This window comes from Kribbella pratensis (assembly GCF_004365355.1).
GTDB lineage: Bacteria > Actinomycetota > Actinomycetes > Propionibacteriales > Kribbellaceae > Kribbella.
In genome coordinates this window covers 49,083-62,722 of the sequence record NZ_SODP01000005.1, presented here as the reverse complement: position 1 = coordinate 62,722, position 13,640 = coordinate 49,083, and the positions used below count along the sequence as shown (strand labels likewise).

At 67.6% G+C, this 13,640-nt stretch carries 14 protein-coding genes; 2 read left to right on the top strand and 12 right to left on the bottom strand.

From position 1 onward, the window contains the following. Positions 1-2: 2 nt before the first annotated feature. From EV653_RS38395 to EV653_RS38375, 5 genes are all read right to left on the bottom strand, one after another. Positions 3-311 (bottom strand): putative quinol monooxygenase, encoded by a 309-nt coding sequence (locus tag EV653_RS38395; protein WP_134111179.1) that lies wholly within the window; start codon positions 309-311, stop codon positions 3-5. A gap of 136 nt (positions 312-447) precedes the next feature. Next, positions 448-1,716: a serine hydrolase domain-containing protein gene (locus EV653_RS38390; protein ID WP_202872032.1), complete on the bottom strand. Its 1,269-nt coding sequence runs from the start codon at positions 1,714-1,716 to the stop codon at positions 448-450. A 441-nt stretch (positions 1,717-2,157) separates the two neighbouring features. Then, positions 2,158-2,586 (bottom strand): DUF7878 domain-containing protein, encoded by a 429-nt coding sequence (locus EV653_RS38385; RefSeq protein ID WP_441294991.1) that lies wholly within the window; start codon positions 2,584-2,586, stop codon positions 2,158-2,160. Positions 2,587-2,704: 118 nt separating this feature from the next. Next, the gene (locus tag EV653_RS38380) at positions 2,705-5,521 is read right to left on the bottom strand and encodes a DEAD/DEAH box helicase (protein WP_134111175.1); all 2,817 of its coding nucleotides are present in this window, start codon (positions 5,519-5,521) and stop codon (positions 2,705-2,707) included. Between the two features lie 10 nt (positions 5,522-5,531). Further along, positions 5,532-6,431 carry an alpha/beta hydrolase gene (locus EV653_RS38375; protein WP_134111173.1) on the bottom strand — a complete coding sequence of 300 codons (900 nt, stop codon included), beginning with the start codon at positions 6,429-6,431 and terminating at the stop codon, positions 5,532-5,534. 71 nt (positions 6,432-6,502) lie between these two features. On the opposite strand from EV653_RS38375, the gene EV653_RS38370 reads away from it, so the two are divergent. Further along, on the top strand, positions 6,503-6,973 hold the full coding sequence (locus EV653_RS38370; RefSeq protein ID WP_134111171.1) for a MarR family winged helix-turn-helix transcriptional regulator: 471 nt from the start codon (positions 6,503-6,505) through the stop codon (positions 6,971-6,973). A gap of 137 nt (positions 6,974-7,110) precedes the next feature. Here EV653_RS38370 and EV653_RS38365 read toward each other — a convergent pair whose 3' ends face one another. The 5 genes from EV653_RS38365 to EV653_RS38345 all read right to left on the bottom strand — a co-directional run bounded on the left by EV653_RS38365 (position 7,111) and on the right by EV653_RS38345 (position 10,302). Further along, on the bottom strand, positions 7,111-7,935 hold the full coding sequence (locus EV653_RS38365; protein WP_134111169.1) for a chitosanase: 825 nt from the start codon (positions 7,933-7,935) through the stop codon (positions 7,111-7,113). 114 nt (positions 7,936-8,049) lie between these two features. Further along, entirely contained in the window at positions 8,050-8,922 is an 873-nt protein-coding gene (locus tag EV653_RS38360) for a diacylglycerol/lipid kinase family protein (RefSeq protein ID WP_134111167.1), read from the bottom strand. Next, entirely contained in the window at positions 8,922-9,740 is an 819-nt protein-coding gene (gene tatC / locus EV653_RS38355; protein WP_238160732.1) for a twin-arginine translocase subunit TatC, read from the bottom strand. The genes EV653_RS38360 and tatC overlap by 1 nt, the downstream gene beginning before the upstream one ends. Positions 9,741-9,762: 22 nt before the next feature. After that, the gene (locus tag EV653_RS38350) at positions 9,763-10,053 is read right to left on the bottom strand and encodes a twin-arginine translocase TatA/TatE family subunit (protein ID WP_130439214.1); all 291 of its coding nucleotides are present in this window, start codon (positions 10,051-10,053) and stop codon (positions 9,763-9,765) included. A gap of 57 nt (positions 10,054-10,110) precedes the next feature. Continuing rightward, on the bottom strand, positions 10,111-10,302 hold the full coding sequence (locus EV653_RS38345; protein WP_134111165.1) for a hypothetical protein: 192 nt from the start codon (positions 10,300-10,302) through the stop codon (positions 10,111-10,113). 162 nt (positions 10,303-10,464) lie between these two features. Between EV653_RS38345 and EV653_RS38340 the strand changes: the two genes are divergently transcribed. Next, positions 10,465-11,655, top strand: coding sequence for a winged helix DNA-binding domain-containing protein (locus EV653_RS38340; protein ID WP_134111163.1), 1,191 nt, complete (start codon positions 10,465-10,467; stop codon positions 11,653-11,655). Here EV653_RS38340 and EV653_RS38335 read toward each other — a convergent pair. Then, positions 11,652-12,623 (bottom strand): helix-turn-helix transcriptional regulator, encoded by a 972-nt coding sequence (locus EV653_RS38335; protein WP_134111160.1) that lies wholly within the window; start codon positions 12,621-12,623, stop codon positions 11,652-11,654. The genes EV653_RS38340 and EV653_RS38335 overlap by 4 nt on opposite strands. After that, positions 12,620-13,576 (bottom strand): helix-turn-helix transcriptional regulator, encoded by a 957-nt coding sequence (locus EV653_RS38330; protein ID WP_134111158.1) that lies wholly within the window; start codon positions 13,574-13,576, stop codon positions 12,620-12,622. The genes EV653_RS38335 and EV653_RS38330 overlap by 4 nt, the downstream gene beginning before the upstream one ends. Positions 13,577-13,640 lie beyond the last annotated feature (64 nt).

Sequence of the window (13,640 nt, the reverse complement as noted above, 5' to 3'; positions counted from 1 at the left end):
GGTCACGGCAGCTTCGAAGCCAGGACGTCGACCGTCTGGATGGCAGGACTGCCGGTGAAGAGGTCTGGCGCCTGGGCCATCAGGGCCTCGGCCACTTTGCCGTTCAGGTGTGCCTGACGTCCGTCCTCGTCGGGGAACACGTCATAGATCCCGAACGTCGATTCACTGAGACGGAACGCGAACCAGGCGGTGGTGGCCGGCTCCTCGTCGGCGAGAGCCCGGCCCGATTCCAGGAACTTCTCGACATCGCTCTCGCGACCCGGTTTGGCCTCCATCGTCACGAGCAGCCCTACGCTCGGTGCGTCTGTCATGAGCCTTCTCCTCAAATGTCGCCAGGCATGTCGAAGGTCGTCATGCCTGGACCCGACATCACGTCAACGTAACCCCGTTGCGAACGCCGCACCAGGGCAGCCACGGACGGGAGGGACGGCGGAGCAGCTCGCGAGATCAGGCGAAGTACTGCGGGAAGAGGTCGTTCGTGGGCCAGGACTTGACGCCGTTGGCGGCTGTCCAGAGGGCGGCGTCGATGTCGCCGTACGACTTGCCGCTGGCGTCGTCGCGGCGGTTGAACAGGGCCGCCCAGCTCATCCCGTTGTAGGTCCGCACCATGATCGTGAACGTCCCCGGCATGCTCCCGGTGTGCCAGGTGTTGCGTCCGGTGCCGCCGGTCACCGGACGGACCTGCCACCCGAGACCGTAGTACCAGCCATCGGAGTTGATGCCGATCGACGGCTTCGCCCACACGCGGCCGAGCGAGGTGCTGTTGAGCACGCTCGACGGCGCGTCGAACATCTTCGCCCAGCGGACCAGGTCCGGCGCGCTCGCGATCCAGCCGCCGTTCGCGTCCTGGATCCGCATGCTGAAAGTGCCGTACGGCGCCGGCACCGTCTTGCCGGACATGTCGAGCACGGTCGGACCGGAGTACTGGGACTCGTACGACGTCTCGCCGCTGTGCTTGGCGATCGAGTAGCCGAGCGACATCCGCTTGATCTTCAATGGCGCAAGCAGCTTCTGCTTGACGTACTCCTCGTAGCTCAGGCCGCTGACCTTCTCGATCACCCGGCCGGCGAGCGTGTACCCGAAGTTGGAGTACGCGTACTTCGTCCCCGGGTCGAAGTCGAGCTTCTGCCCGGCGACGTACTTGATCACGTCGGCCTGGTGCAGCTCCATCGGCACGCCGAGCGTCCGGGAGATCGTGGCGTCCTTCCACTCCGGGTCGCCGGACACATCCCGATCCCAGCCGCCGAGGTGCTGAAGCACCTTCCACAGGGTGATCTGCGACCAGCGCGGGTCCCGGGTCAGCCCGCTCGCGGGCGTGATGTCGATGATGTTCGCCACCGGCGTGGACAGGCTCAGCTTCCCGTCCTGCGCGAGTTTGACGATCGCGGCGGCGGTGAACGACTTGCTCAGGCTCGCAATCCGGAACAACGACGTCGGCTGTACGGTCAACGCAGTCGACGTACTGTAGCCGCGGGCAAGCACCAGGCGGCCCTTGTACGTCGCCGCGACCTGACCCGCCGTGATCCCACGCGCCTGCATGAACGCCTTCATCTGATTGTCGAACCCAACCAGCGCAGGCACAGCAGTACCGGTCGTCTTCCAGGTAGCAGCAGCATCAGCAGGCCGCCCGATCAGATAGCCGGCCCCGGTACCAACCGCAGCGGTAGCACCAGTAGCAACAGCCAACTTCCCGAAATTCCGGCGCGACAACTCCACGAACGTCTTCTCCTTCGAGCCAGGGGGGCACAACCCCGAAAGTCTTTCACCCAAGGGGTCTACTCCCCGCACAGAACCAACCCGTGCTCGCCCGACACCAACCCGCGACCGGACGGCAGCCAGCCCGGGTGACGGCCGGCGCACCCGGGTCAATCCCCTGGCATCTGGATGGGGCCAGGACACCTCATAACCGGGTCCGACGCGGTCTACCTGGGTCCCCGATCGTGGGACTCGCGCGCAAACCTCCCGCCTAATGCCCTTTACTCACGCGGTTCGGCTCTCGCCTCGGCGCCCCGGCGCACCTGTTGTCGGGATCGACAAACCGTACCGCTCGGAGACGACCGGGCGCATCCGCGTTTCCATCTCTCGCCGCACCCGTAACTCGAAGCCGCGACCACCGGCCAACCGGCTGCAACAGCACACGTTCTCACGGGAGTCGCCTCATCGCGGCAGATCAAGATGTTCTGCCACCACGATTCCGAGATTCTGCAAAACCCAGTCATCGACAGAACTGATGAACTCCTGGGCGGCTTGCTGGATTTCGGCTGGCGAGAAGACCTCGAACGACACATCGTCCTGATGAATTGACCCGACTCGGTACCCGCCGCCAGGTTGTGGCCTGAACCAGACAAGGCCCGGCTCGTCGGACTCAACCGAGTTGAACTCGAATCCGACGACCGCACTATCTGACTTGCGCAACCAGTGATCGAACGCCAATCGCAACTCGAATACTGTGAAGCCATCCTCGCTGTAGATGACCTGCTCTGCCACGCGGAGCCTGAAGTCCGCAACCACTCCCAACTCCAGGTCCCGAAACTCCCCGGACCACAGTCCCTCGAAACTCGCATTACGAAACTCAAATCGGAGCATCTGCCCTACTTCACTGAGTAGATCAGGAATGAATTCCGCCTTGTCAGCTCCACGGCGAACAGGCACGCCCCCGGAGGCCGCCAATAGAACGGCCGCCGCGGCGCGGTGTCCTTTGGGCTTAGTCGACGACGGTGGCGTACGAGATTACGCCTCGGCGGATTTGGTCTACTACGGAGCGGGCGGTGGATCGGAGGGGGGTGGGGCCGGCGGCGTCGGCTATTTGTTCGGTGAGGTCTATGAGTTGTTTGACCCAGCGGACGAAGTCGCCGGCCGCGAGGTCTGACTCGTACAGGACCTCGGCCAGTGATGCACCGGACGCCCAGCGGAAGGCGGGCCAGCAGAAGTTCAGGTCCATCGAGCGGAGGAAGTCCACTCGCATGTCCCGCTCGAGTGCGGACAGGTCGCGCCAGATCGACCCCATCCGCTCCAGGGCTTCGCGTACGTCGCCACGGGGCAAGCGCGGCGAGGTCGGCTCGTCCTTCGACCGCGACTCGTAGACCAATGCGGCCAGGCACGCAGCCAACTCGGGCACAGTCAGGTCGTCGAAGACACCTTGCCGCAGGCACTCAGCGGCGACCAGGTCGAGCTCGGTGTAGATCCGCGCCAGCCGATCGCCGGCCTCGGTGGTCTTGTCGCCGTCGAGGTAGTGCAGTGCGTCCAGCACCTGGCAGACCCGGTCGAACTGGCGGGCGATCGTGTTCGTCCGCTGCTCGATCTTCCGCTGGACCTCACGGTTCTCCCGGTCGAGCCGGAAGTACCGCTCCGCCCACCGCGCGTGGTCCTCGCGATCCGAGCACCCGTGGCACGGATGCGCACGCAGCTGCGCCCGCATCTCCTGCAACTCCGGATCATCGGCGTGTGCAACCGCGTCACGACCACGAGTACGCGACGGCGGTCCGTCCTCACCGAGCAGGTCGGTCCGCGTCCGCAGCACCTGGGCCAGTTCGCGACGCTGCTGCGGGTTGCGCGGGTTGAACTTGCGCGGGATCCGCAGTACGCCGATCGCCTCGACCGGGGTCGGGAAGTCGACCATCGACAGCTTCCGCACCTGCCGGTCCAGCGTCAGCACCGTCGGCCGCGGACCTTCGCGCTCGGACCGCATCCCCGGGTCGAGCACCAGTGCCCAACCGGCGCTGCGGCCGGCCGGGATGCGGATGATGTCGCCGGTCTTCAGCTTCTCGATCGACTCCTGCGCCTCGACGCGGCGGTCGAGCTTGCGCCGCTTCGAGCCGGACGCCTCGCGATCACCGATCCGCCGGCGCAGGGCGGCGTACTCGAGGAAGTCGCCGAGGTGGCACTCGATCGACTCCTTGTACCCCTCCAGCGCTTCGGTGTTGCGCTGCACCTGCCGCGCCAGCCCGACCACGGCCTGGTCGGACTGGAACTGCGCGAACGACAACTCGAGCATGTCCCGCGCCCGCGTCCGCCCGACCTGGCGAACCAGGTTGACCGCCATGTTGTACGACGGCGAGAACGACGACCGCAGCGGATACGTCCGGGTCGACGCGAGACCCGCAACCTCGCGCGGATCGAACCCGGGCTGCCACAGCACGACCGCGTGGCCCTCGACATCGATCCCGCGACGCCCGGCCCGGCCGGTCAGCTGCGTGTACTCCCCCGGCGTGATGTCGACGTGGGCCTCGCCGTTCCACTTCGAGAGCTTCTCGAGCACGACGGTGCGCGCGGGCATGTTGATGCCCAGGGCAAGCGTCTCGGTGGCGAACACGACCTTGATCAGGCCGCGCGCGAACAGCTCCTCGACGACCTCCTTGAACGCCGCGAGCATGCCCGCATGGTGCGCCGCGATCCCGCGGCTGAGCGCCTCGGCGAAGTCGTGGTACCCGAGCACGCCGAGGTCCTCGTCCGGCAGGTCCGCCGTCCGCTCCGCGACGACTCGCTTGATCTCGTCGCGCTCCGACGGCTTGGTCAGCCGCAGACCGGACCGCAGGCACTGCACGACCGCATCTTCACAACCCTTGCGGGAGAAGATGAAGTAGATCGCCGGCAGCAACGCACCGGCGTCCAGCTCCTCGACGACATCCGAGCGGTACGGCGTGAAGTGCGAGCGGGATGGCCTGCTCTTCGGCAGGTCGCGGCGCCGGCGGGGTTTGCGCGAGTCGTCGCGAAAGATCCGGTTGTCGTCGCGGGCGATCCGGACGAGCTGCGGGTTGACGAGATCCTTGACGTCGGCCCTGACCGGTGCGTTCGCCTTCGCCGGGTTGCCGGACTTGCTGGGCGCACCGACACGCGCGGTCGGCGCCTCGCCGGCGAACAGGTCGTGCAGCCGCTTGCCCACCATCACGTGCTGGAACAGCGGAACCGGCCGCTTCTCCTCCAGGACGACGACGGTGTTGCCCCGGACCGTCTCGAGCCAGTCGCCGAACTCTTCGGCATTGCTCACGGTCGCCGACAGCGACACCACCGAGACCGAGTCCGGCAGGTGGATCAGCACCTCTTCCCAGACCGCGCCACGGGACCGGTCGGCCAGGTAGTGCACCTCGTCCATCACGACGTACGAAAGACCGAGCAGTGTCTGCGATCCCGCGTACAGCATGTTGCGGAGGACCTCGGTGGTCATCACGACGATCGGCGCCTCGGAGTTGACCGAGTTGTCGCCGGTGAGCAGGCCGACCTTGTCAGCGCCGTAGCGGCTGACGAGGTCGCCGTACTTCTGGTTGCTGAGGGCCTTGATCGGGGTCGTGTAGAAGCACTTCTGGCCGCGCTCGAGGGCGAGGTGGACGGCGAACTCGCCGACCAGCGTCTTCCCGGAGCCGGTGGGCGCCGCGACCAGCACCTGGTGGCCGTCCTCGAGGGCGGCGCAGGCGCGCAACTGGAACTCGTCCAGCGCGAAGTCGTAGAGCCCCCGGAACTCCTTCACGGCCGGATGCTCCTGGTCCGAGCGGAACGAGGCGTACTTCTCGGACGGGGTACTCATGGGCCCCAATCTATGCGACGCCACCTACAGATTTGTCCCGGAGCCGGTTCTTGACGAAGGTCGCGGCGTGGTCGAGTGCTTCGTCGGCCTCGGACATGGCGCCGGCGAAGTACTGGAACACGTGCGGGGCGCCGGCGACCACGTCGAGGCTGACGTCCACGTCCTGCTCGGCTGCGCGAGCGACCAGGCGGAGTGAGTCGTCGAGCAGGATCTCCGCCGTACCGACCTGGACGAGCAGCGGCGGGAGGCCCTTCAGGTCGGCGAAGACGGGGCTCGCCAACTCGTTCGTCGGGTCCGCACCGCCCATGTAGAACTCGGCCGCCTCGGCCATGTTGGCGCGACTGAACAGCGGGTCGTCCTCGTCACGGGTGCGCATGCTCGGGCTCTTCAGCGAGACATCGGTCCACGGCGACAACAGAACCGCACCGGCCGGCAGCGGCAGGCCTTCGGCCCGCGCCGCGATCATCGTCGCCAGCCCGAGCCCACCACCGGCCGAATCACCAATGATGACGACCTTCTGACCACTCTCGACCAGCTCCCGGTACGCCGCCAGCGCGTCGTGGATCGCGGCCGGGAAGGCATGCTCGGGCGCAAGCCGGTAGTCGAGCGACACGGCCGGCACACCGCTGCGGCGGGACAACGGCGCCGCCAGGTTGGCACCGGTCCGGGCGGAACCGAGGACGTACGAACCGCCGTGCAGGTAGAGGATGACGCCGTCCGCATTTGCGCCGTCGACGTGCACATCCAGCGCCGGGACTCCGCCCAGCGTCCGCTCGACCAACTTGACGTCGTCACCGAGCGGGAGGTTGGCGAACCGTTCGTCGAAGCCGGCCCGTTGCTGCTCCGGCGTCCGCCCGAGCTCGGCCTTCTCGATCATGCCGCGTGCTGCTTCACGTTCTTCAGCGCTCATGAGTCCGTCTCCTGGTGATAGATTCCGAGGAATATAGTTCTCCACAACTACGTTCCGAGGAATCTAATTCCGTGACTGATCTCACAGCATTGTTCACGGACCTGGTCCGATTGGAAACACGCCTCTACAACGTGCTCGACACGCGTCTGAAGGCGGAACACGACCTCCCGCTCGGTCAGTTCGAGTTCCTGCGCTTCACAGCGGCCCACGGCACTACCCGGGTCTTCGACCTGGCCCGCGAGATGGCCATCACCGTCGGCGCCACCAGCAAGGCCGTGGACCGGCTCGAGTCCGCCGGGCGCGTCCGCCGTACGGCGAACCCCGACGACCGCCGCTCCTCCCTCGTCGAGCTCACATCGGAGGGCGAACGCGTCCTCACAGCGGCGGCCCCGACCGTCGAGGCCGAGCTCAACATCTGGGTCGGCTCCGTGCTGCCAGCGTCGGTCCTCGACCAACTCGCCACCAGCCTCTCGATGCTGCGTCAGCGCGCCGAGCTCGATCCCCGCACGGACCGCCACCACTCATCAACCTCAGGCGGCTGACGCGGCGCACGCTCAGCCACAACCGCGACCGGTCTGCTACGCACATTGGTGAGTGGTGGCGGTCCGACCTCGACATGACGCAGCCGGGCTCCCTTCCCTGGTGGTTCGATGGGAGCCCGGCTGCGCGCCTGGGAGGACTAGCTGATGTGGTACGAGTCGCCGTACACCTTCCAGCTGAGCGGGGTGTCCAGGTTGAAGTTGCCGTTCTTGAGGAAGACCCGCTGGGCGGTGTCGACGCGGCTCGTGTCGCTGTGGGCCTCCTCCTGCTTCATCGCCCACACCCGCGCGTCGAGGAACGCGTTCAGCCAGGTGGTCTCGTTGCCGCCCTGCGACGGCGGCTTGGCCTTGCCGAGCGCGCGCTTGCGGATGCCGCCGAAGCTGGTCGAGTCGTTACCCGGACCATGCATGACGATCGCGTCGTAGTAGCAGAACTGACCGAGCGTGCGGACCCCGTCGGCCTTGCCCTGCGCCACTGCCGGGTTGAAGTACACCCGGTCGCGCTCGTCGTTCTGGCAACCCTGGAAGACGGTGTCCTTGGCGGCGGTCTTCCAGTCCTTGGTGTAGTTCGGGTCGAGGCCCTTGTGCGAGTCGCTGCCGTTCACCTTGCGCAGCGCCGGTAGGTACTTCGCCAGCACGTTGCCGGGCTTGCGGTCGGTGTACAGCTCGACCAGGTCGAGCATGTCGCCGGTACCCGAGCAGAACCCGATGATGCCGGCCGTGTAGCCGCGGCCGTCGTCGATGTCCTCGATGTACTTGTACTGCGCCTTCCAGTCCAGCGACGAGTTCTCCGCGCTGCAGACGATCTCCATCGCGATCTCCTTCTTCGCGGGATCGTCCAGACCGGTCGCCTGTACGGCGGCGTCGGCGTGCGGCGCGTAGCGGGAGATGGCCAGGCCGACGGGGACGGCCGCGAGCGACAGTCCGAGCATCAGTGCGGTCCTGCGGGTGGGGCGGTTCTCCATGACTCCTCCGAGGGGCGTCCGAGGGCACTAACTGTTAGGAAGCTTTCCTATCAGACGGAGGACGGAAATGAGAATACCTCGGACGTTAATGTTTTCGGCGGTTCCGGCGAAGGCTCAGGCAAAGACGGTGAGCGCACCCGGCGCGATGCCGATGTCGACCGGCAGTTGGCCCAGCGGCTCGCCGTCGGCGTACGCCGTGATGCCGGGCGACTCGATCCGGACCGAGCGGCCCTGGAGCGTGCGAACCGCCGGATGGCCGACATGAGTGCCCTTGGAGAGCTTCGGGAACAGCTGCAGCAGCGTCAGCCGGGACACCGGCTCGATGATCGTGATGTCCAGCAGGCCGTCGTCGATCGTGGCGCCGGCACAGCTCTGCAGTCCCCCGCCGTACGTCGGCCCAGTGCCGACCGCGACGAGCATGGCCCTTGTTTCGATCGGGTCGCCGTCGACCGTCACGACGTATTCGAGCGGGCTGAACGTGCGCAGCTCAGCCAGGGTCGCAACCGTGTAGCGGGAGCTGCCCTTGGGCCACGACATCGCATTGGCCCGCTTGTTGACCAGCGAGTCGAAGCCGCCGGCGACGACCGTGGTGATGAAGACGTCCTTCGCCGTGGCGAGGTCGACGGTCCGGGTCTTGCCGGCCACCACCAGGTCCGCGGCCGCGAGCGGATCCTTGAGCGGTACGCCGATACCGCGGGCGAAGTCGTTACCGGTGCCGGCCGGGATCACGCCGAACGGCATCCCGGAGTTCGCGAGCACCTGCGCGCCGAGGTGGATCGTCCCGTCGCCGCCGATCAGCGTGACCGCGTCCGCCCCGGACGCGACCACCTCAGAGGCGATCCGGCCGACGTCCTCGGCGCAGGTCGTGGCATGTACGTCGACCGTCAGCCCGGCCGCGGCCAGCCGATCCCGGACCATCGGCGCAATCCGCGCACCCAGGCCCCGCCCGCTGGTGGGGTTGACCACCAGCGCGATCCGTCGACTCATCAGTCGGCCAGCAGCTCTTCTTGACGCTCGCCGCGCCGCTTGTCGTTGATCCGGGCGATCACCTCGGCCGCGAAGAACAGCAGACACATCGGGATCGCCAGCAGGCACATCGTGAACGGGTCACCGGACGGCGTCGCGACGGCCGCGAACACGAAGATCACCAGGATGATGTACGGCCGGAACTTGCCCAGCGCCCGGGCCGGGACCACGCCGACCATGTTCAGCAGTACGACGACCAGCGGGATCAGGAACGCGACGCCGAAGACCAGCATCGTCCGGATCACGAAGTCCAGGTACGTCGGCAGCTCGATCAGGTTCTGGATGTCGAGCGGGGTGAAGCTGATCAGGATCGCGATGCCCTTCGGCAGCGTCCAGTACGCGACCGCCATACCGCCGGCGAACAGCGGCGCCGCGATCGAGGAGAAGATGTACGCCCACTTCCGCTCGTTGCGGTGCAGTCCCGGCGCCACGAAGGCCCACAGCTGGTACAGCCAGACGGGGCTGGCGAGCACGAGACCGAACAGGGCGGAGATCTTGATCCGGAAGGTGAGCGCGTCGCCGACACCCGGGAACGTCAGGATCGGCTCCTTGCCCTGCTCCCGGGCCAGGTCGCCGACGCTGGTGTGGAACGGCTGGGTCAGGAACTTGAACGCCTCGTCGTACAAGATCCAGCCGAGCACGGTGCACACCACGATCGCGAGCACACTGATGAGCAGCCGGTTCCGGAGCTCGACAATGTGCTCGCGCAGGGTCATGCGACCCTCAGGGTCTTTCGGGTGGCGGTCCTGCTTGTCCTTCCGCCGCCCGAACTTCACCATCGACACAGGTGCGGCGTTCGGCTCAGTTGGCGGTGTGGGTCGGCGGCAGACCGTCGCCCGGCGCCTGGCCGTTCACCTGGTTCGGCTGCGCGGCCTGGGCCTGCGGGGCCGGCTGCTGCGCCGGAGGCTGCGAGGCCTCCTGGGTCAGTTCCCCGTCCTTCTTCTTGGGGCCGACCTCCTCCTCCCAGATCTTCTTCGACTTGCCGAGCTGCTTCACCAGGGCCGGCAGCTTCGCCGATCCGAACAGCAGCACGACGATCGCGAGGATGACGAGCCACTCTGCGCCTTGGGGCATACCGAGGAGCGGTGCCATGTCGATCTCCCTTTCCAACATCAACTCGAAGCTCGAGCCTGAGTTCGTGGCCGAATACTACGCCGGAGCGTGCGCTTCCTCGCGGGTCTGTCCAGACCCGGACGTGGACTGCGCGGCTTCCAGCTTGGACTGGGCGGCGACCAACTCACGCGTCAGTGCCTTGGCCTGACCCCAGACCCTCCTCGCGAGCAGGGCGAGGACGAGCAGCCACACCGCCACCACCGCAAGGAAGAGCAGGAACCAGTACATACCCAGGAGCCTAGCCGGTTCCTGGCCATCGCCCACGCCCGCCGGGGCGTCTCGGCGGACAACGGTGTCGGAACGTGATGGTAAAACCGAGTGTCTCCGCAGTGTGACAGCGCGGGACAGCTGGTACGAGAACGGCTGGGAACGGCCGGCAAGGGAGCGTGGATGGCGCGGATCAGCGTCGACGAGCGGCGGGCGCGGCTCGGTCGGAGACACCGACTCGGGGCGGGCTGCCAGGCGGCCGACCCGGTCGAAGCAGCCGCGTCGATGGTCGCGCTGCACGCCACCGATCCGGCCACTGTTCACCTGAGCGTCGCCGCGCGCGTGCCAGGGAGTGACGTCGCGGCCACGGAGCGTGCGTTGTACGACGATCGCTCGCTGATCCGGATGCTCGGCATGCGCCGTACGGTGTTCGTCGTCCCGACGCCGTTCGCGCCGGTTGTGCAGGCAGCGTGCACGGACGACATCGCAGTTAAGCAACGAAAGCTGCTGGTCAAGCACCTGAACGAGGCCGGCGTCGCAGAGGGGGTCGAGGCCTGCGGACGCTGGCTTGCTGCCGTCGAGGAGTCGACTGCGACCGCACTGGCGCTACGCGGGTCTGCGACGGCGCAGGAGCTGTCCGCAGACGAGCCGCGGCTGCGGACCAGGCTGAGCATGGCGGCCGGCAAGACGTACGCCGCTCAGCCGTATGTGACCAGCCGCGTGTTGTTCCAGCTGTCCGCAGAGGGGCGGATCGTGCGTGGACGCCCACTGGGGACGTGGCTGAGCGGACAGCACCAGTGGTCGCCTTCTGCCGACTGGCTGCCCGGTGGGCTCGGTGACAGGCCGGTGGCGGACGAAGCGCGGGTCACGCTCGCGCGGGCCTGGCTGTCGTCGTTCGGTCCGGGGACAGCGGCTGACCTGCAGTGGTGGGCCGGCTGGACGGGCGGACAGACGAAGAAGGCGCTGGCCGCGGTCGAGGCGGTCGAGGTGGAGCTGGACGGTCAGGTCGGCTACGTGCTGCCCGGCGACGAGGCACCCGAAGTCCCGGTCGAGCCGTGGGTGGCGTTCCTCCCCGGTCTGGACCCGACGCCGATGGGCTGGAAGGAGCGTGACTGGTTCCTCGGTCCGCACAAGTCCAAGCTCTTCGACACCACCGGCAACATCGGCCCGACGATCTGGGCCGACGGCCGCATCATCGGCGGCTGGGGGCAGCCCGAGTCCGGCGAGGTCCGCTACAAGCTCCTCGAGGACGTCGGCCACGACACCACCGCACTGGTCGAGTCCGAAGCAGCTCGCTGGACCGCCTGGCTGGCCGGTGTCCGCGTCACTCCCCGCTTCCGCTCCCCCTTGGAGAAGCAGCTCAGCAACGGTTAGTCGTCGTACGCCGAGAGGGCGTCGCGGGCGGTGGCGGCGATCTGGGTGCTGAGGTCGGGCGGATCGAGCACGGTGGCGGCTCCACCGAGGCGGAGGACCAGGCGTTGGAGCCAGGAGGTGTCCGCGACACGGAGTTTGACGATGAGCGAGTCGTCGGGGCCTTCTTCGACGGACTCGTTCGGGTAGTACTCGGCGACCCAGCGAGCCGGAGGTGCCAGCTTCACCGTGGCCAGGAGGTCCTGCTCGGAGGGCTGGAACATGCCGTTCGACAGGTCACGCGGCGTGGCCTCGGGCGGCGGCTCACTCGGCAGGTCCAGGAGTTTGACCGCGGCGATGCGGTCCAGGCGGAACAGCCGGACGTCCTCGGCCAGGCGACACCAGGCCTCGAGGTACGTGCGGCCTTCGGACACGACGAGCCGCATCGGGTCGACATCGCGCTCGGTCGTCTCGTCGCGCGACGGTACGTCGTACGTCAGGTGGAGCCGCCGCTTCCCGGCCAGCCCGCGGTTGACCGTCTCGGCGATCTCCGGCGCGGCCGGCTCGACGTGAACGTGTGCCGCAGCGCCCTCACTAGCCGCCGCAGCCTCTCCCGCTGCCCGCTCCAGCTTCGCGATGGCCCGGTCGACCGCGTCCCGGTCCGGGCCGGCCGTCACCTCGCGCAGCGTGCGCAGCGCGGTCAGCAGGGCGAGGGCCTCGGCCGCGGCCAGCCGCAACGGCCGCGCGAGGTAGTCCGCGTTGTTGATGTGGATGACGCCGTCACCCTCGGCCGCTTCGATGTCGATCTCGATCAGATCGCCCATCTGCGCACCGGGCAGCCCGCAGAACCACAACACCTTCAGGTCCGCGATGATCTGCTTCGGCCGGACGCCGAACTCCTTGGCGACGTCGTCGACGCGCGCACCGTCGTTCTCCCGCAGGTACGGCACCAATGCCAACAGCCGCTGCACCTGGTCACGCGCATTACTCATGCCCCGGCCACCGTCCGCAGCCGCCACAACACCCCGTCCAGCACGTCCCCAGGGCCCTCGACGACCGCATCCGGTCCGTACGACGCGATCTCCTCGGCCAGCACGGACGAGTCGGCGTACGGAACGTGCAGCAGGTCCCAGCCCTCTTCGTACTCCTCGATGGCGTTCGCGCGGCGACGCAGGCTCACGCACGAACCGGTCCGCGCCCGCACCTTCGCCTCGGACGTCGGACGCGGCGGCGCGAGCTCGGTCACCAGTGAGCGCAGGTCGGTCCCCTCGGGCACGGTGAACGCGCCCGGCTCCCCCACGGTCTTCACATTGCCGCCGATCCGCGACAGCCGGAACATACGGGTGGCCTGGCGGTCGCGGTCCCGACCGACGACGTACCAGCGGCCGTGCCAGGAGACGATGCCCCAGGGCTCCAGCGTCCGCGTCGTCGACTCCGACTCACCACTACGCACATGCTGGAACCGGACTACCTGCCGCGCCACGACAGCGGACCAGAGTGGGTCGAAGGCCGGCTCCGACGCGCCAACGTGCGGCTCGATCGCGCTCAGCGCGGACTGGTCGGTCTGGATGCCGGCTGCCTTCAGCTTCAGCACCGCCGACGTGGTCGCCTCGGACAGACCGGCGTGCTGCCACACCCGCGCGGCCACGCCGAGCACGGCGGCCTCGTCCGGCTCCAGGTGTACTTCGGGGAGCTCGAAGACGTCGCGCCGGATCCGGTAGCCGACCTCGTCGGAGAAGAACTTGTCGATCGTGCCCATCTCGATCGGGATGCCGAGATCGCGCAGCTCGTCCTTGTCCCGCTCGAACATCTTCTCGAACGCGTCGTCGGTCTGGCCCGCGTACCCCTCGACGACCTCGCGGATGCGTTCCTTCGTCACGTAGGTGCGCGCGACCAGCAGGCAGATGACCACATTGAGCAGTCGCTCACTCTTCCGCGCCGACACCCGACCACCTTACGGCCTCCGGGCGTCCAAAACCCGCCTTTCCGCACCGAAACTTCGAACACAC

What these genes read in the sequence shown, in the direction of transcription:
- EV653_RS38395 (WP_134111179.1), bottom strand. Translation starts at nt 311, where the DNA reads ATGACAGACGCACCGAGCGTAGGGCTGCTCGTGACGATGGAGGCCAAA.
- EV653_RS38385 (WP_441294991.1), bottom strand. Translation starts at nt 2,586, where the DNA reads ATGCTCCGATTTGAGTTTCGTAATGCGAGTTTCGAGGGACTGTGGTCC.
- EV653_RS38380 (WP_134111175.1), bottom strand. Translation starts at nt 5,521, where the DNA reads ATGAGTACCCCGTCCGAGAAGTACGCCTCGTTCCGCTCGGACCAGGAG.
- EV653_RS38375 (WP_134111173.1), bottom strand. Translation starts at nt 6,431, where the DNA reads ATGAGCGCTGAAGAACGTGAAGCAGCACGCGGCATGATCGAGAAGGCC.
- EV653_RS38365 (WP_134111169.1), bottom strand. Translation starts at nt 7,935, where the DNA reads ATGGAGAACCGCCCCACCCGCAGGACCGCACTGATGCTCGGACTGTCG.
- EV653_RS38360 (WP_134111167.1), bottom strand. Translation starts at nt 8,922, where the DNA reads ATGAGTCGACGGATCGCGCTGGTGGTCAACCCCACCAGCGGGCGGGGC.
- tatC (WP_238160732.1), bottom strand. Translation starts at nt 9,740, where the DNA reads ATGGTGAAGTTCGGGCGGCGGAAGGACAAGCAGGACCGCCACCCGAAA.
- EV653_RS38350 (WP_130439214.1), bottom strand. Translation starts at nt 10,053, where the DNA reads ATGGCACCGCTCCTCGGTATGCCCCAAGGCGCAGAGTGGCTCGTCATC.
- EV653_RS38345 (WP_134111165.1), bottom strand. Translation starts at nt 10,302, where the DNA reads ATGTACTGGTTCCTGCTCTTCCTTGCGGTGGTGGCGGTGTGGCTGCTC.
- EV653_RS38340 (WP_134111163.1), top strand. Translation starts at nt 10,465, where the DNA reads ATGGCGCGGATCAGCGTCGACGAGCGGCGGGCGCGGCTCGGTCGGAGA.
- EV653_RS38335 (WP_134111160.1), bottom strand. Translation starts at nt 12,623, where the DNA reads ATGAGTAATGCGCGTGACCAGGTGCAGCGGCTGTTGGCATTGGTGCCG.